The sequence below is a fragment of the Pseudoalteromonas tetraodonis genome, from assembly GCF_002310835.1.
GTDB classification, from domain to species: domain Bacteria; phylum Pseudomonadota; class Gammaproteobacteria; order Enterobacterales; family Alteromonadaceae; genus Pseudoalteromonas; species Pseudoalteromonas tetraodonis.
Genome location: NZ_CP011041.1, coordinates 1,040,194 through 1,058,251, shown reverse-complemented (window position 1 = coordinate 1,058,251; position 18,058 = coordinate 1,040,194). Strand labels below are relative to the sequence as shown.

The 18,058-nt window shown below is 40.0% G+C and carries 14 protein-coding genes and 1 pseudogene; 9 read left to right on the top strand and 6 right to left on the bottom strand.

Annotation, left to right across the window (positions count from 1 at the left end; translation table 11 throughout):
• The first annotated feature begins 675 nt into the window (after positions 1-675).
• The 5 genes from PTET_RS04955 (at position 676) to PTET_RS04935 (ending at position 7,051) form a co-directional block, all read left to right on the top strand.
• On the top strand, positions 676-2,175 hold the full coding sequence (locus PTET_RS04955) for a peptide MFS transporter (protein ID WP_013464455.1): 1,500 nt from the start codon (positions 676-678) through the stop codon (positions 2,173-2,175).
• A gap of 540 nt (positions 2,176-2,715) precedes the next feature.
• Complete coding sequence (hppD, locus tag PTET_RS04950; RefSeq protein WP_016899429.1) at positions 2,716-3,762, top strand: 4-hydroxyphenylpyruvate dioxygenase; 1,047 nt, start codon at positions 2,716-2,718, stop codon at positions 3,760-3,762.
• 197 nt (positions 3,763-3,959) lie between these two features.
• Positions 3,960-5,273, top strand: coding sequence for a fumarylacetoacetase (gene fahA / locus PTET_RS04945; protein ID WP_016899428.1), 1,314 nt, complete (start codon positions 3,960-3,962; stop codon positions 5,271-5,273).
• A gap of 142 nt (positions 5,274-5,415) precedes the next feature.
• Entirely contained in the window at positions 5,416-6,579 is a 1,164-nt protein-coding gene (locus PTET_RS04940; RefSeq protein WP_016899427.1) for a M23 family metallopeptidase, read from the top strand.
• Complete coding sequence (locus PTET_RS04935; RefSeq protein WP_013464451.1) at positions 6,569-7,051, top strand: bactofilin family protein; 483 nt, start codon at positions 6,569-6,571, stop codon at positions 7,049-7,051. Before PTET_RS04940 ends, PTET_RS04935 begins: the two co-directional genes overlap by 11 nt.
• A 76-nt stretch (positions 7,052-7,127) precedes the next feature.
• Here the strand turns inward: PTET_RS04935 and PTET_RS04930 are convergent, their stop codons facing one another.
• Positions 7,128-7,601, bottom strand: a complete 474-nt coding sequence (locus PTET_RS04930; RefSeq protein WP_016899426.1) for a hotdog fold domain-containing protein — start codon at positions 7,599-7,601, stop codon at positions 7,128-7,130.
• 184 nt (positions 7,602-7,785) lie between these two features.
• On the opposite strand from PTET_RS04930, the gene PTET_RS04925 reads away from it, so the two are divergent.
• The 4 genes and pseudogenes from PTET_RS04925 (at position 7,786) to PTET_RS04910 (ending at position 12,218) form a co-directional block, all read left to right on the top strand.
• Positions 7,786-8,961: a multidrug effflux MFS transporter gene (locus PTET_RS04925; protein WP_013464448.1), complete on the top strand. Its 1,176-nt coding sequence runs from the start codon at positions 7,786-7,788 to the stop codon at positions 8,959-8,961.
• A 225-nt stretch (positions 8,962-9,186) separates the two neighbouring features.
• Positions 9,187-10,960 (top strand): annotated as a pseudogene (locus PTET_RS04920) (S8 family serine peptidase).
• Between the two features lie 145 nt (positions 10,961-11,105).
• Positions 11,106-11,738, top strand: coding sequence for a LysE family translocator (locus PTET_RS04915; RefSeq protein WP_024602846.1), 633 nt, complete (start codon positions 11,106-11,108; stop codon positions 11,736-11,738).
• A gap of 15 nt (positions 11,739-11,753) precedes the next feature.
• Positions 11,754-12,218 (top strand): methylglyoxal synthase, encoded by a 465-nt coding sequence (locus PTET_RS04910; protein ID WP_013464445.1) that lies wholly within the window; start codon positions 11,754-11,756, stop codon positions 12,216-12,218.
• Positions 12,219-12,222: 4 nt separating this feature from the next.
• On the opposite strand, the gene yegD is transcribed toward PTET_RS04910, so the two are convergent.
• The 5 genes from yegD to PTET_RS04885 all read right to left on the bottom strand — a co-directional run bounded on the left by yegD (position 12,223) and on the right by PTET_RS04885 (position 17,960).
• Positions 12,223-13,587 carry a molecular chaperone gene (yegD, locus tag PTET_RS04905; protein WP_016899423.1) on the bottom strand — a complete coding sequence of 455 codons (1,365 nt, stop codon included), beginning with the start codon at positions 13,585-13,587 and terminating at the stop codon, positions 12,223-12,225.
• 79 nt (positions 13,588-13,666) lie between these two features.
• Complete coding sequence (locus PTET_RS04900) at positions 13,667-14,509, bottom strand: DNA ligase (protein ID WP_016899422.1); 843 nt, start codon at positions 14,507-14,509, stop codon at positions 13,667-13,669.
• 34 nt (positions 14,510-14,543) lie between these two features.
• Positions 14,544-15,200: an HAD family hydrolase gene (locus tag PTET_RS04895; protein WP_016899421.1), complete on the bottom strand. Its 657-nt coding sequence runs from the start codon at positions 15,198-15,200 to the stop codon at positions 14,544-14,546.
• Positions 15,201-15,280: 80 nt separating this feature from the next.
• Complete coding sequence (locus PTET_RS04890) at positions 15,281-15,580, bottom strand: hypothetical protein (protein WP_016899420.1); 300 nt, start codon at positions 15,578-15,580, stop codon at positions 15,281-15,283.
• A 115-nt stretch (positions 15,581-15,695) separates the two neighbouring features.
• A complete protein-coding gene (locus tag PTET_RS04885; protein WP_016899419.1) occupies positions 15,696-17,960 on the bottom strand; it encodes a TonB-dependent receptor in 2,265 nt (754 codons plus the stop codon).
• Between the last annotated feature and the right edge of the window lie 98 nt (positions 17,961-18,058).

Below are 18,058 nucleotides of genomic sequence, written 5' to 3'. Positions count from 1 at the left end.
ATTGTAAAGAAATTTGGACGAAAAAATGTTTTTTTACTAACTAGAGGGCTTTTTCAAGCACTTAACGCATTCAAGCTTGGCTGTTCACTAAAAGTCGGGGTTATTGCAACTCAATTTAGTCAAGCTGGCCTTGTATAAATTATATGCTGCAATGAGCGAATCATTACTGTCCATACGCCAATATTCGCTCATGTTTAATCTAAGTGGTGATTATTAAATTAAAGTAGTAAAGGTTAACTATTATTAAAAATTTAGTAGCTGTAACTACCCGTAAAACAAAGCTTTTATTTATTTTTCAAGCTGTATTTAAACAGTGTTAAAGATAACGTTGGTATGACAATGTTACCTATGATGTTAAAGATATTTTTTGATAAGTTTAGGTGTTTACTGCAGCAAATAGGGGTTCACACACTGGTATTTAACAATTACATAACCGATGTATGATAGCGCGCTCAACGCTTCCCCTCGCACAAAGGTCTATGTATACTTAGGCGCAATTGTAACTAGGATAAGGGTGTGACTCTTACCTAAACGTATAGCTGCGTTTAGCAAACCATTACCTTAGCTGCATAAAAACACTGATGATCGAGCATTTATTATACTTTTTATGAGTAAAAATTTAGCTAAATAAAAAACCACAAGGTCATCAAAACAATAATGAATTAGGAAGTAAATATGAGTTCAAATTCTGACAGTGGCTGGTTTGGTCACCCTAAAGGACTTTCAACCCTGTTTTTCACAGAAATGTGGGAACGAATGAGTTACTACGGTATGCGAGCGATGCTCGTATTATTTATGACAGCAAGTTTACAACAAGAAGGCCTAGGATTTACCGTTGCTTCTGCTGCTGCAATTTATGGCTTATACACAGGTTCAGTATACTTTTTAGGTTTACCTGGTGGTTGGTTAGCAGATAGATTGTTTGGTGGCCAAAAAGCAGTATGGTATGGCGGTATTATTATCATGTGTGGCCATATTATCTTAGCCGTGCCACATGAATATTCATTTTTCATTGGTTTGATCTTTGTTGCAACAGGTACTGGTTTACTTAAACCTAATATAAGTGCCATGGTTGGTCAGCTTTATACTGACGAAGATGAGCGCCGTGATGGTGGTTTCGCTATTTACTACATGGGTATTAACTTAGGTTCTTTAATTGGTTACTACGTGTGTGGTTACTTTATGGAAAACGTAGGTTGGCACTGGGCATTTGGTGCCGCGGCTGTTGGTATGGGTATTGGTTTAATTCAATACAAGCGTACACTTAAAAACTTACCAGATCACAGCGCCTTACCTGCTAACCCATTAAGTCCTAAAGGTACTTCGCGCGCATGGGGTGGTATTGCTGCATTTGTTATCGCGACCGCCGGTGTTACCGCTGCTGCGATGACAGGTGCTATTGTCATTAACCCATCGATTGTTGCAGGGTACACCGCAGTTATATTTACTGTTATCTTTTTCGTTTACTTTGGCCTTATATACTTCAAAGGCAAACTAACCGATGCTGAAAAACAAAGAATGTGGGCGCTATTTTTAGTCTGTGTCGCTTCAGCCTGTTTTTGGTCTGGCTTTGAACAAGCCGGTTCTTCATTAAATCTGTTTGCTCGTGACTACACAGACCGTCTGGTTGGCACATTTGAAATTCCAACGACCTGGTTCCAATCTCTAAATTCATTGTTCATTATTGCGCTATCACCATTCTTTGCCGCTTTTTGGATTAATTTATCTAAAAAAATGGTCTCGCCTACTTACAGCGTAAAATGTGCGTTGGGCCTCGTTATTATGGCTTCAGGCTTTTTAGTAATGTTTATGGCAGCACACTATGCCGCTGAAGGCTTAAAAGTAGCACCTTATTGGCTTGTTACTACGTATTTCTTACACACAGTGGGTGAGCTTTGTTTAAGCCCAGTTGCATTGAGCGCTGTAAGTAAGTTATCGCCTCGCCGCTTTACTGGTCAAATGATGGGGGTATTCGTACTTACATACTCTATCGGTAACGTTATTTCAGGATTACTTGCTGGTAACTTTGATCCTAACAATGTTGAAGAAATCCCGAACCTTTACCTACAAATTGCCTTATTTAGTATCGGTGTAGGTATCATCTTAGTACTGATGAGTTTTAAAGCTAAAATATGGGAAAAACAAGGTTTAGAACAAACCGCACCAACACAATAATTTAGATTTATCACACGCATAATTATGAGCTTTGATAAATGATATCAAATACCTCCTGTAGTTAACTGCAGGGGGTATTTTTATGGCCGCTAGATTAAACCACACAATTTTTACATTCAGCCGTTTATTATTTATACCTCATCACTGTGCACAAACGAGTTTATAGCAGCAAACCATCAATACTCTTTGATTTTATATATATCGCAGCTAACCAAACTCATTAAAAGTGTAAATAATAAAATACAAAAACCGCACTTTTTTAAGCGCAAAAAAACTAAAAACACATATAAATAAATTAAATTAAAATATTAATAATCAATAACTTAACAAGAAAACCTGCACTTTCATCTCGCTACCTAATTTTTACTTTCACCTGCTCGTATGTAAATAAACAACATACTTTGATAACCGTCTCGTAAAATTTACACACGCGCTATTTACTAAATAACAACACCCTCTTCCCCAAAACACCAATCTGGTTAATCATGCAGGCAATACGATAACTAATAATCGCAGTGCTTAATTGCGGGAGTAATTATAATGAGTGAAGTAAATAACCCTTTAGGTTTGGTTGGTATTGAATTTACCGAGTACGCAACACCCGATGCCGATTACATGGATAAAGTGTTTACCGATTTTGGTTTTTCAAAGTTAAAAAAATTTAAAGGTAAAGACATTGTTTATTACAACCAAAACGATATTCATTTTTTACTAAATAATGAACGCGATGGTTTTTCAGCTGAATTTGCTAAAAATCATGGCCCAGCAATTTGTTCTATGGGTTGGCGCGTAGAGAACGCTCAAGCGGCGTTTGAAGCAGCGGTTGAGCGTGGCGCTAAGCCTGCTACTGATGCGGCAAATAAAGACTTACCGTACCCTGCCATTTACGGCATTGGCGACAGCTTAATATACTTTATTGAACAGTTTGGCGATAAAGGCTCTATCTACGCAAACGACTTTGAAGATTTAGCTGAGCAAAACGTCGTTAATGATAAAGGGTTCTTACGTATCGACCACTTAACTAACAACGTTTATAAAGGCACAATGGAAACATGGGCTAACTTTTATAAAGACGTGTTTGGTTTTACCGAAGTGCGCTACTTTGATATTAAAGGCCAAAAAACAGCCTTACTCTCTTATGCATTAAAATCACCTTGTGGCACTTTCTCTATTCCAATCAATGAAGGTAAAGGTAACGACAATAACCAAATTGATGAATACCTAGGCGAATACAATGGCCCAGGTGTACAGCATTTAGCCTTTTTAACTGATGACTTAGTGAGCTCACTTGATAAGTTAGATAAATCAACTATCGCCACTTTAGATATTATCCCTGAGTACTACGATACTATTTTTGACCGTGTACCATGGGTTAAAGAAGACAAAGAAAAGATTCGTGAGCATCAAATCCTGGTTGATAGCCAAAGCGAAGATTGCTACTTATTGCAAATTTTCTCTAAAAACTTATTTGGCCCTATCTTCATTGAGATGATTCAACGTGTTGACGATGGTGGCTTTGGTGAAGGTAACTTCCAAGCGCTGTTCGAATCAATCGAGCGAGATCAAGAACGCCGCGGCGTTTTATAATTAAAATTATGACTCTAAAAAGCAGCGTATTTCGCTGCTTTTTGTCGTTTAATCGTAACTAAGAGAGCTTATCTCTCTTTGCGTGTTTAAATCGCGCTTTTCATCACCATATAACTAGTAGATATTTAAAATTTGCTGGTGCTATGTTCTTATCTAATAAATTGATATGCGCGACCAACTAAACCAAAGGAAATGTAATGAGTTTAATTAACGAAACCCATGATATAAATTTAACTAGCTGGGTTGCATCAGCGAATGATGCACAATGTGACTTCCCTATCCAAAATCTACCTTTTGCCGAAGTACGTCGCAAAAATAGCAACGAAGCTTTCCGAGGCGCGGTTGCCATTGGCGATCAGGTTATTGATTTAGCAAAAGTAAATGAACTCGCTATTTTTAGTGGCGATGCTCAAGTCGCCATTGCTGCAGCAAGTAAACCTACACTAAATGAGTTTATGGGTCTGGGTGAGCAATATTGGTCAGCCCTACGTTTAGCATTATCGAAAGCATTACGTGAAGGTTCTGAGCATCAAGAACAACTTACACACGCACTTATTGCGCAAAGCGAGATTGAATTTGCTCTGCCGTGTCGCATTGGCGATTACACCGACTTTTACACCTCGATTTATCATGCTACGGCCGTAGGTAGTTTATTCCGCCCTGATAACCCACTGCTACCGAATTACAAGTGGGTACCGATTGGTTATCACGGTCGTTCGTCATCTATTGGCGTATCTGGTCAGCAGTTCCATCGCCCTAAAGGACAAACTAAAGCGCCAGACGCAGAAGTACCTTCATTTGGTCCGTGTAAGCGTCTTGATTACGAGCTTGAACTGGGTATTTACTTGGGTAAGGGTAATGAGCAGGGTGATGCTATTGCCATTGAAAATGCTGAAAAACATGTGTTTGGCTTTTGTGTTTTCAACGATTGGTCAGCACGTGATTTACAAGCATGGGAATACCAACCGCTTGGTCCATTTTTAGCAAAAAACTTTGCATCAACCGTGTCACCATGGATTGTAACTACCGAAGCACTTGCACCATTTAGAACAAGCTGGACGCGTGATGAAAATGATCCGCAACCATTGGAATATTTAGAATCAACGGCTAACCGTGATCAAGGCGCATTTGATATTCAAATGGATGTTAAAATTCAAACACAAAAAATGCGTGATGAAGGCTACAATCCAACACAAGTGTCTAAATCTAGCTTTAAGCATTCTTACTGGACTGTGGCACAAATGGTGACTCACCATACGGTAAACGGTTGTAACTTTATGCCAGGCGACATGCTGGGCTCTGGAACGCAATCAGGCCCAACTCATGAAGAAGCCGGTTCATTACTTGAGCTTTCTCGTGGTGGTAAAGAAAAAATTACCTTAAGCAACGGCGAACAGCGTAGCTTCTTAGAAGACGGCGACAACGTGATAATGCGTGGCTGGTGTGAAAAAGAAGGTTTTGCACGTATTGGCTTCGGCTGCGTGGAGAGTACGGTATTGCCAGCAAAATAATTGTAAAATCAATAAACTAGTAAAAAAGGGTGGCCGAATAAGCCGCCCTTTTTTATTAATTAAGCCATAGTTACAATTTTTTTCTGGCTTTTTTAGTTGAAATTGCTATCTTGAATCCGTTAATAGCCAGTAAATATGTGACATGTCTGTATTCATAAAATCTTTTTTTCATAAAAACTTCCCAGCTCGCCAGCTGCTTATTCGCCAAAATGGCGAAGTAAAGCATGTGGTTTTGGCACCATGGTTACAAGTTTCTGTACTCGCTATTATTATCACCGCTATTGTGTGGATGAGTGTCTCTAGTATTCGTGTGTATATGCAAACACACCAAATATCTCATATCGAACAAACTCAACTTGATAAGCAAGCGCAGTGGCAACAAAAAGTAAAGCAGCAGCAGCAACGCTATGCATTACAACAAGAACAGTTAGCTGAACTAGAACAAAAACAAGCTTTATTACAAGGTATGATTGAATCATTGCCTGCTTCTATTAGCAAAGACGCCATTAAATTAGAGGGTGAGCTTGACTCCTCCCCTATAAATGAGAGTGAGAGCGAATTCCATGAGCCGCTCGAAGATGACAAGTCACAAAACAAACATGCCCATAATAGCGCCACCAGTTTTGAGCAGCGCTATACTTTACTAAATGAACAATACGATACTAATTTTACCTTATTAGCTGCGCAAATTAATCAACGCCACGACGCTATTTTAGAGATATTGCAAGACACAGGTCTTGAAAATGCACTTGCACAGCACCTCGCCTTAGCGGCACAAACAACGGCGCAAGGTGGCCCGCTGGACATACTTGATGAAAGTAAAATACCCAATACATTTTTAGCCATTGCCGATAAGTTGCTTGTTTTAAATCAGCTAGAAAACTTTTTAACCGCCTTGCCGAACACATTACCCTTACCTGCCGCAAAATATTATATTTCGAGCAACTTTGGGCTTCGAAAAGATCCCATGAATAAAAGACGCGCATTTCATAAAGGCGTTGATTTAGCTGGCTGGCATAAAACAGAAATTTTTGCCCCTGCCGATGCAACGGTACGCCGAGCTGGCCGCAATGGTGGTTATGGTAACTTTATTGAATTAGAACATAAAAATGGCGTTGTAACGCGCTTTGGTCACTTAAACAAAGTTAATGTTAAAAAAGGCCAAGTTGTTGCAAAGCACGATGTCATTGGTTTAATGGGCAGTACCGGAAGAAGTACAAGTACTCATTTACACTATGAAGTATTAATAGACGACAAGCATGTCAATCCACTAAAAATAACAAAGGCGCTTTCTCGTGTTTGGTAAAAATAAACAAGCAAAAACGGACTCATCAATCAAGCGAGTGAGTCATACTCCCTCAATTATTTCTAACGATGTGCGTATTACGGGCTCTTTAGTTAGCCAAGGTGAAGTGCAACTCGATGGACGTATTGACGGTGATATTAAAGCTGAGCATTTAGTTATCGGCTCCTCCGGTGTTGTTGAAGGCGTTGTTGAGGCTAGCAGCGTTGTTGTTAAAGGTAAAATCATAGGCTCTTTAAATGCAAGCGAAGTGAAGATCGAAAATAATGCCCATGTCCTTGGCGATATTTTTCATGACACACTAAGCATAGAAGCCGGTGCGATTATTGAAGGTAGTTTAAAGCAGCGCTTTGAAAAAGAAGTCATTGAGCATGCTAAAGATAAACCAAAACCGGTTAACGATGTAAAAGCCATTGTTGACAATGAAGACAGTGGCCTTTCGTTTGTAAACAAGTCGTCTACTGCAAAAAGTTAAACCTGAACAAAAAATGGTTTAGTCAATAAACTAAACCATTGTTTTTAATACTTTATATAAAAATATAATTTAGCAATTACTTCTTCTTTGTGATGTACATGGTTATATCTGCAGTAAACACCAACTCATTTCGGGTATTATAAAGCTTTACCGGCACCACTAAATCTTCTTTATCAATCCATTGATGAGGCAACTCAATTTCAGCAATCGCGGTAACGTCTGTGTCTACTTTAGCTAAATATTGTACTGTCATACCTTTAGGTATCCAACGGTGTGTTTTATACGGTACCGTCGCATCCACCATCACTCCCGCACACAGCTCAGCCAAATTACATTGAGCAATCGCATGAATTGTTCCAATGTGATTATGTACACGGCGTGTGTTTTTAACCACAGCACTACAGTGTCCTGCTTTTAAATCTAAAATAGTGGGTTTCATAGAGCCAAAATAAGGTGCCTTGAAACACACGGCTTTACTGAAAAGCCAGTTACCGCATGGCCACTTTTTAAATTTATGCCATGTTTTAATTAATGCAGACTCATTACTCATTATTATTTTTCCATTGTCTTTGCTTAAAAAGCAAATTAACACATCGGATCAGTTTAAAGAAGTGTGATACTTAAACAAAAATAATCATAATAAGGTTAAAAGTAGGTAACTTGGCTGATACATCGGCCATAAGCCCTTTCTTTTTCATCAGTCGCCACTTAAAATACCGACAAAAGGAGACCTGATGCATACACAGCCCGCTAAACCCAATTTTACTTTATTACTTATATTAGCGTTACTCGTCATTTTTTGTCCGATGGGCATTGATATTTACCTGCCTGCCTTTCCCACTATCGCAGAGCAATTCTCAGTGAGCGAAAAGCAAGTACAGCAAACGGTGGCTATTTTTATGCTTACTGTTGGTTTGGGGCAGTTAATTGCAGGTCCACTCGCTGATCGTTTTGGCAGAAAGCCCGTCGCCTTAACTGGGGTCGCTTTGTATGGACTGGCGGCATTGGGTGCATATTATGCTCCTAGCTTTTTAGTACTGATGTTTGCTCGTGCTATTCAAGGGTTAGGCGCGTGCGCTACCTTTGTTGTCGCTTTTGCAATAGTAAGAGATAAGTTTGGTAGTGAACGCAGTGGCCAAATAATTACCTATCTAAACGGTATAGTTTGCTTTATTCCAGCATTAGCGCCCATTTTAGGTGCTTGGCTAACCGTACAGTTTGGTTGGCAAATGAACTTTCTATTTTTAACCGGTTTTGCATTACTGGGGTTTATTGTCACTTTGTTCTTGTTTAGGGAAACACGACCAGCAGACAGTCATTACCAGGGGCATATTTTAGATTTAAGACGCTTTTTCCCCATCATTTCAACTCCATTATTTTTATTTAATAGCTTGTTATGTATGGTCACTATGTCAGCCATATTGGTATTTGTAACACTGGCTCCCGGTTGGCTCATTACTGAATTAGGTGGCAGCGTAGCCGACTTTACCTTTTGGTTCTCGCTCAATGCAGTGCTTAGTATTCTTGCTAGTTTTATTATGCCTATTTACATTAAACGCCAACCTAAAAGAGCTTTAAAAATAGGCCTTTTAGTGCTAGTGAGTGCCGGCTTACTTATGTTGTTATTAAGCCAATATAAAACGCCATTGGCATTAATGATCCCTATGTTCATTGCAGCATTTGGTTTTGCCTTGACGCTTGGGTCTGCCGCTGGGCGTGCTTTGAGTTTATTTCCTAAACAAGCAGGCACCGCCTCTGCTCTTTTGGGAGCAATGCAAATGAGTGGAGCAAGCTTATTGGTTTTTATTACTCAATACTTAAACTTATCAACCCCAGAGCTTATTGGTACGCACTTTCTATTATTAATTCCATTTTGTTATTTACTGTTTCGTTATGCTAAATATGCTTAGCCACTAACGCATTTTCAATACTTCTCTCATTTTGGCTAATTCAGGTGCTACTTGATTAGCCGCCCCTAATCCAAACAAAGTATATATTTTTTGTTTGAAAATGATTAATTTTTAGTTAAACAATTTTGTTTTTGTAGATAAAACACCTTGTTTTTTGCTTTTTATTATTTTAATGCCGGCTTAAGTTAACAGAAAGTTAACCAATTAATTCTAGGATATTATAATATGAAAAAGAATAAACTCGCCTTAGCATTAGTTCTTACTGGTATTTGTGCAGCCGGAACTGCCCATGCTGCAAACGATCGCTTCATCATTCAAGTTGATAACAATAAAAAAGGTGTTGTTAAAGCGCTTACTAAAAAACTAGGTGGTGAGATTAAAGTAGATGGTAATGGATTTATTGCCGCAAAATTTACTGGTCAAGATTTAAGTAGCTTAAAAGGCCTACTCAACAACCCACATATTAAACTCATTGAAGAAGATCATAAGCGTGTACCTATGTCATTATTTAACGATGATGTAGGCGATGTAATGCAGCAGCAAATTACGCCTTATGCCGTTTATCAATCACAGGTTGATCAAGTAACTTTTGATGCCAATGCAGGCATGAAAGTCTGTGTTATCGATTCCGGCTTAGATAGCTCAAACCCTGACTTTATTTGGGGCAACATCACCGGTAATTGGTTTGATAATGACGGCCCACATGGGACGCATGTAGCCGGTACAATTGGTGCTGCAGATAATAACCTCGGTGTTGTGGGTATGGCACTGGGTGTGGCAATGCACATTATTAAAGTATTTAACGAATCAGGCTGGGGTTACTCATCTGATTTAGCTCAAGCGGCCGATTTATGTTCTCAAGCAGGTGCGAACATTATTAGTATGAGCTTAGGGGGCGGCGGCTCAAACAGTACAGAATCAAATGCGTTTGCTAACTTTACTAATGCAGGCGGCCTTGTTGTTGCTGCCGCGGGTAATGATGGTTGGTGCTAATGATGCCAATAATCAAATTGCTGATTTTTCACAATTCCCAAGTTGTTCATCAGGTCGTGGTAAACGTGCAACAAACGATGAAACCATTTGTGTAGAAGTAACAGCCGGTGGTGTTGATACGCTATCAACCTACCCTGCAGGTATGGCTACAGCAGCGAGTATGTCAGCCGATGGCACAGCATAAAATTCATCAGCAATGGTAAATGCAGGTCAAGTCACGGCGAGTGCCTACTTTATGGGGACCGGCGAAACAGTTGATCCAGCAGCGGCTGGTAAAGTATGTATGATTGACCGCGGCGTTGTTTCATTTTACGACAAAGTTGCTAACTTTGAAAACTCAGGCGGTTTAGGTGCGGTTATTATTAACAATGAAGCCGGCATTTTATGCGCAACACTAGGTGATACCAACGATACTTCAATTCCTGCTGTAGGCGCTGCATTTGAAGATCGTAGCGCATTAGTTGCTAGTACAAACGTGACAATTAATATTGGCGCAACTGATTATGGTTTTATGAGTGGAACGTCAATGGCAACGCCTGCAGTTTCAGGTATTGCTGCGCTAGTATGGTCTAACCATAGCGACTTTACAGGCACAGAAATTCGCGATGCGTTAAAAGCAACTGCGCAAGATCAAGGGACTGCTGGTCGTGATGATTACTTTGGATATGGTATTGTAAAAGCGGCAGACGCTGATGCTTACCTTACAGCAAACGGCTGTGCGGGTGGCGATACTGGTGGTGTTGATCCCGAGCCAGGCGTAGATGCTATCTCTCTTAGCGCTTCAGGTTACAAATCAAAAGGCACTAAATTTGTTGATTTAAGTTGGAATGGCGCAGCAACAAGCCAAGTTGATATCTACCGCAATGGTAGCAAAGTCATTACCACTGCAAATAATAATGCCTACACCGACAGTATTAATACTAAAGGGGGTGGTACGTATACATATCAAGTATGTAAAGCGCTGAGCACTACGGTGTGCTCAAATAATATCACCGTTAGTTTTTAAGAAATTTAGCACTTCGTTATGTTTAAAAGCATAACGGCTAGTTTTATAACAACTTAGTATCCTCAACTTAGCGGGCAATATGCCCGCTTTTTATTTTTGTATTTGCTTGATAAAATCACTTATCACTTCTTTTTCGTACTGTTTAATGATCAACCCTGACTTTTTACTTTCATTTTTACTCGCCAGTTTTCTCATGGCCGTTGCGCCTGGGCCATCAAACGCGTTTTTAATGGCACAAACATTTGCTAACGGGCGAAAAGCAGGTATGCAAAGTGCTTTTGGCTTTGCCTTAGGTGGCGTAGTACATACATTTTTTGCGGTTGTTGGTTTAAGTGCTATTTTAAAAGCCTCTGAAACAGCCTATGCCAGCGTACAATATGCAGGTGCAGCCTATTTATGTTACTTAGGTTTTATGATGCTTAAAGGCACGTTTATGCCACCATCTTGTGAGCAAAGCGATAAACCGCATGTTACAACCAATAAAAACAAAAATGTCATGTTTCAAGCCATGATGACTGAAGTGCTTAATCCTAAGGTGGCTTTGTTTTTTATTGCTTTTATCCCACAATTTGTTGACCCTAGCTTGTCATCTGCAACCTTTCAGCTGGCATTTTTTGGGCTACTTTATCCAATCTTTGCTTTTCCGATTGACTGCACGTATATTTATTTCGGCGATAAAATAGCTCAATTTTTTAGAAATCACCCAAATAGCCAGCTCTGGATTGATAGGTTCACAGGCATTGTATTTATTGCCTTGGCTATCAATTTATTACTCTAACTAATAAGAACCAGCATGGATCAAAAAATACAATCTCTACCTGCGCAAAAAAATATAGCCTTAGTAGCACATGACGGCAAAAAAGCCGCGCTTAAGTTATGGTGTGAAAAACATAAGGCCACTCTAAGTAAACACACTTTATATGGCACAGGGACTACTGGGCATTTAATTGAGAAAACAACAGGGCTTGATGTTATTCAATTATTAAGTGGCCCTATGGGCGGCGATCAACAACTCGGGGCGAAAATAGCGGAGCATGAAATACATGTATTAGTCTTTTTTTGGGACCCTTTAGCCTCGCAACCTCATGATCCCGATGTTAAAGCTCTGCTACGTTTAGCTGCTGTGTGGAATATTCCTGTGGCGTGTAATGAAGTGAGTGCCGATATGCTACTTAGCTCACCATTAATGGATATAGAGCTTGAGCGAACATTGCCAGATTACGAAAAATACCTCGCAACCCGACAAATATCTCTATAGCAGCTTACTTATAAAGCATGCTGGCCCATTTAGTAAGGCCAGCAGTTACACTACCAAAGTGATCACCGTTCACCATTTTTATGTTGCCTAAATGCTCACTCAACGCCGCTTTAATTAATGGAGACTGTGCACTTCCTCCCGTTAAGTAAATCACATCGGGAGTGGTATTCGCATCAGTAATTGCCTGTTTAGCCAAGGTAACAATCTGACTAATGCTATCGTCAACAGCAAGCGCTAAATCAGCGACTGAAATATCTTTGCTTAATGAGTTATCTAAAAAGGCTAAATCACAATTAAAACTATTTGCGGATGTTAATGCAATTTTAGCCGCTTCAGCTTGTTGAACTAATTGGTGACCTTGCTTATTTTGCTGTAAGTGAATAAGTCGTTTATAAAGTTCAGGAGCGCTGACATCGCGTAACTGCGCACTGAGTTCACGATAATGCTGGGCACTATAAAACTGGCTCTGTAAATTCACATCGTTAATTTTACAAGCTTGCCAAAATGGTTGATTAGGTAGTGGTAAACCTGACTTAAACGTACTGCCAAGCCCGAGTAACGGCATTAAACCATGGTAGCTCAAAGCAATATCTAAATCGTTTCCGCCTACTCGCTTTCCGCTATGCGCTAAAAAGTCTGCATCTCGTTGTTGCTTATTCCTAAAACTTGGCCCCATTTGTACAAATGAGCAGTCACTGGTACCACCACCAATATCAATCACCAATACTTTTTGGTCTTGCGTTAAGTCACTTTCATAATCAATCCCAGCCGCGAGTGGCTCATATAAAAACTCAACATCTTTAAAGCCTGCTCGGTTTGCTGCGCGTGTTAAAATACCCACGGCTTGTTGGTTTGACTGCTCACCACCGACCGCTTGAAAATTCACTGGGCGTCCAATAACAGTTTGGCTCAGCGTATACCCTAAAGATAATTCAGCACGTTGTTTTATTTTTAAAATCATTGCTGTGGCAATATCTTCAAAAAAATTGATTTGCCCTTGCTTTAAGCCCGTTGCGCCAAAAAATGATTTAGGGGATTTTACAAAATAACCCTCTTCAGGAAATTGCACATATTCATTAATTGCCTCACGGCCAATAAATAGAGTGTCGTCGCCGGCTTGTAAGTCTAGGTCTGATTTAATTCGCGGGAGTGTATTAAGTAAGGGTTGGCGCGCGGTTTTATAGGCATGCTCATGCTCTGAGCCCTGCAAATGCTGCGCAACAAAATCAACGACTAAGGCGCTATGATGTGTGTATAAAGTTGATGGAAGATAATGTTTGCCTTGCTCTAAAGGGATGAGCTGAACACGCTCTTCGTTTAAAACACCCATAGCACAATTAGAACTACCATAATCAAAACCAACAAACATAGATCACCAAACATTACCAAAAAGGCCGCGCAATTTAGCATAATTGCTAAAAAATATATACTGAATTGGCCTACACTCTTTATTTTTCGGGTCTTTCTCGCAAAAAGCTAGCAAAACGCGGTAAACCATTTTTAGTGTATCCGTGGTATCGATAAGTGATTGTTGAACCAATGGCTGGCGGACGCTTGCGTTCTTCATCACTAAAGCCCGTGCCAATAGAAAAGGTTACGCCTTGCTTGGTTTGCACTCGCAATGCCCCGAGCATACCTGTGTATTTACCTTTACCTGGTAAATATTCAATAACTAGCGCTTCAGCATCCAAATAAGGTTTGAGTTTTAACAATGCACTAGAGCGACCACTCGTATGCTTAGCCTCTGCTAAATGAAGCATAACGCCCTCCCCGCCTTGTTTGGTGACCTCATTAAAGTAATCACTTAGTTGCTGATTGTCGCTAAATTGATATTGCTTAACCGCCTTAATATGTGAGCTATTTAACTTAGTAATGAGTGACAGGTAATTTTGATAGCGACGATGAAAAGGCGTGTTTGTATCTGGCATATCAAATACTTGATAAGTCACTGTTTGCCAGAGTAAGTCGTTGGGTATTTTTGTTCTAACAATACCACTGAGAACAGAAAATTGACCCCGCTTGGTCCATAACTCACCGTCTAACCAAACATCAGGCAAAGGGGCGGTAAACCACTTAGGAGGATTAATTGGATTACCTTGGCGGGTAACAAATTGTTTCCCCGTCCATATTGCTCTAACGCCGTCAAACTTTTCACTCACCAAATATTGGCGAATATCGTTATGCTTAGTTTCATCATAAACATCAGCGAGTTGCACCTGCGGCAATTGCGCTAATAAACTCGCACTAAAAAGCGTAAAAAAAATAAATAGGTATCTTTGAATAGTAACCATAACTGCATCCTTGCAAATTTAAATATGGCTTAAACTATAGTTGAGATTGAAGCCATTGCCAAAATTCTTCAAGGTTATGCATTTGCTGTGTTGCTTTACTGAAGTCGTGCTGCTCAGTGTGCTTATTAGCAATAGCTACAACGGCTAAGGCTGCATTGTTTGCTGCTGTTACGCCAGTGAAGGTATCTTCAACGGCAATCGCATTTTTTGCAGCGACCTGCATATTTTTAAGTGCTAATAAATAGGGATCACCGGCAGGCTTTGGATTGGTTACATCGTCTTTTGTAACCACCGTATCAAATAAATCATAAAACCCTAATCCTTTTAGTATTGGCTCAGCTTCATGGCGTGCGCTGCCTGTTACTAACGCCATTTTTAAGCCTTGCTCTTTAACCGCGAATAAAATATCTGCAGCATAAGGCATTAAAGGCGGTAAATTGGTTTGAACGAATTTGCTAAACAAACGGTATTTTTCATCCGCTAAATAGCGACTACTCACAGACAAGTTATGGGTTTGTTTTATTTCCTTTGCAGCGTCAATTGTGGGGCGCCCAGAAAAGCGCTGACAAAAATCATCTTCGTCATAACGCACACCAAAAGGCGCAAGTAATTGGCTCCAACAGATATAATGCACACTTTCAGAATCAACTAACGTGCCATCCATATCAAATAATACCGCTTCAATAGACATACCTTCTCCTTGTAATTTAGCTGTTTAGCCTATGCCCTGAATATTAAAAAAGGTGCCTAAGCACCTTTCATTAATGTGTGTTACTCAGTCAAGCCTGCTGGCGGCTCAGCATAAGCGTCTTCACCGGTGTTTACATCAACTAACTCGTAACCACGGGCTTTGCGCATCACTTTAAGTACGGGTTTTTCAAATGCGGTTTTTAAGCGCTCAGCATCATCTTTTAGTTCATCTAACGAAGTACCAAACGGCGCTGCCCCCGTTTCTGACCAGTTAGTTACTTTACCATTTAGGTTATATTCCACTTCATGTATTTGATATTGCGCCGCTTCATCTTTGGTTGCTTCACAAAAAATTACACGGTAATTCCAAAATCCAGCCATTACTTTTTCTCTTTAATAAACATATGAGCGCTACTTTAGCAGCTCTACAAAAATAAAAAAGCCTGCACTAGGCAGGCTTTTATCAATAATTACAATTTAACGTTAAATTTATCGATTAGAAAAAGTTAACTTTAAATTCAGCACCAATGTAACGCTCTTCGTTAACCATTGCTGTGTTGTTGTTGAAATCAACACCACCAATTGCTTGTTGCTCGTCAAATAGGTTACGCACGAATGCTGATACTTCATATTCGTAGTCGCCTTGTGCCCATGCATAACCAGCACGTAGACCTACTTCTGTTAGTGGCTTACCTTCAAACTCAACTGATTCATATAAGAAAAAGTCAATTTCACTGCGGTACGACACATCAGCGTAAGTGAAGAATTCACCTTCAGCGAGTTCTTTAGTGTAACGAAGTGTGATGTTAGAGATCCACTCTGGAGCATGCGGTAAGCTGTTACCATCAAGCATAGCTTGACCATTGATGATTGGATCTAAAAGCTCCAATCGACTTGGTGCAGCAATACTAAGAGTATCGTCTTTAAGCTCAGTTTTGTTGTAGCTTAAATTAAACGTAGCATTTAGTTCATCACTTAACACCCACTCAGAATCAAGCTCAAAACCGTAGCCAGTTGTTTTATCAGCATTTAATAAACGGTTAAAGTTAGCACCACCACCTACAGCTGTTAGCTGTTGGTCGTCCATGGTGTAATAAAATATCGTTGCGTTAACACGGCCTTGACCATCTAACACATCAGATTTAATACCTGTCTCGTATGACGTAACAGTCTCTGAATCAGCAACGGTTACTTCACTACCAAATAAGATACGACCTTGAAGACTCGGTGCGCGGAAACTGTTAGCAATGCGGCCATACCAATTTACATCATCATTGATTTTATAGTTAGCTGATAAGTCCCAGCTTACGTGATCATCACTTACATCACGCTCAATAAATAATGGAGCACCTGCCTCACCTGGTAATGGACCAAATGTACGATTTGCTGAGAACTCTTTCTCATCATCTGAATAACGAAGGCCCGCGGTTACTTTCAAATCATCAGTAATGGTGTAATCAACTGAGCCGAATACTGCCCACGCTTTAGTGTCTTGCTGCTGACTAACAAACCCATTCAATACGCCATTATTGGCTGTATCATAGCTAAAGTTTTCAATTGTTAATGCTTCGTCGAAGTAAAAAACACCCACTTGATAGTTAACATCACCGGCAAAGTTACTTGATAAGCGAAGTTCTTGTGTATATTGGTCTTGGTCTGGAATACCATCAGCACTTTCTGAAGAAAAAGGAGTAGAACCTGGACCCATATAACCAGGAATACCAGATGAATCAAAACCACCATCGATGTCAGCACGAGAGTAAATTTCTGCACTTTCCCAACCAGAGATTGACGTTAATGTATGGTTAGCTAAGTCCCACTCAAGCTTAAGGCTTGCACCTTGCGATTCCACTTGCTGCGTCGCACGAGATGCGGCATCGTGATACACCACGTCATTTTCAAAACCATCAACTAAATCGTTAGTACCAGGCTTGATAGTATTGGCACGAAAGGCAATTGGAGAGCCATCTAAATCACGAACATGGTAGTTTAATAATCCAGTGAAATCATCACCTTCATATAAAAATTGAATACGGGCTGCTTGTTCAGTGTAACCACCTAAGGCATCTTTTTGCTCAAAACCTGGTGCACGATTATCAATGTAATCGTCTTTATCTTGCCAAAGTACTGAAACACGCGTTGATAAACGGTCTGTTAATGAACCACCAACAGCACCTTCAAAATCAACAGCACCACGACTACCGTAAGATACAGAGCCATAGCCTTCAAATTCTTGACTTGGTTTTACGGTATCAAATTTAACTAGACCAGCCGGTGTATTACGACCAAATAATGTACCTTGAGGACCACGAAGCACTTCAACACGTGCTACGTCAAATACAGGAAAACCTTTTAAGATTGCGTTTTCTTGTACAATTTCATCAACCACAAGCGACACTGGTTGCGAAGCATTCAAATCGAAATCAGTATTACCTAAACCACGTACATAAAAGCGTGGGAATGAACGGCCAAATGAAGATTCAATAGATAAACTTGGGATTTTCGCATTCATAAAACGAATATCCATACCAGCTGAGCTGTAAGCATCTAAACTGTCGCCTTGCAGGGCTGAAACAGCAACAGGTACTTCTTGAGCGTTTTCTACTCGTTTACGAGCAGTTACTTGAATAACTTCTAGTTGGTTCTTCTTAGCAGTAGTTTCTTGCTCAGCAGCTACAGCTGAAATTGAAGTACCTGCTACGGCAGAGAACAACGTTGCATTGATAAGGGTTGCTAACGTAGATCTTTTCATTGCTTTCATGTCGGGGTTAACCTTTTTAGTGCACTCTTGTTCAACGGTTGATGTGTTGCGCAATTAAATAATTACGGATTCAGTCAATTTTTCGCGACTTGCTCTAT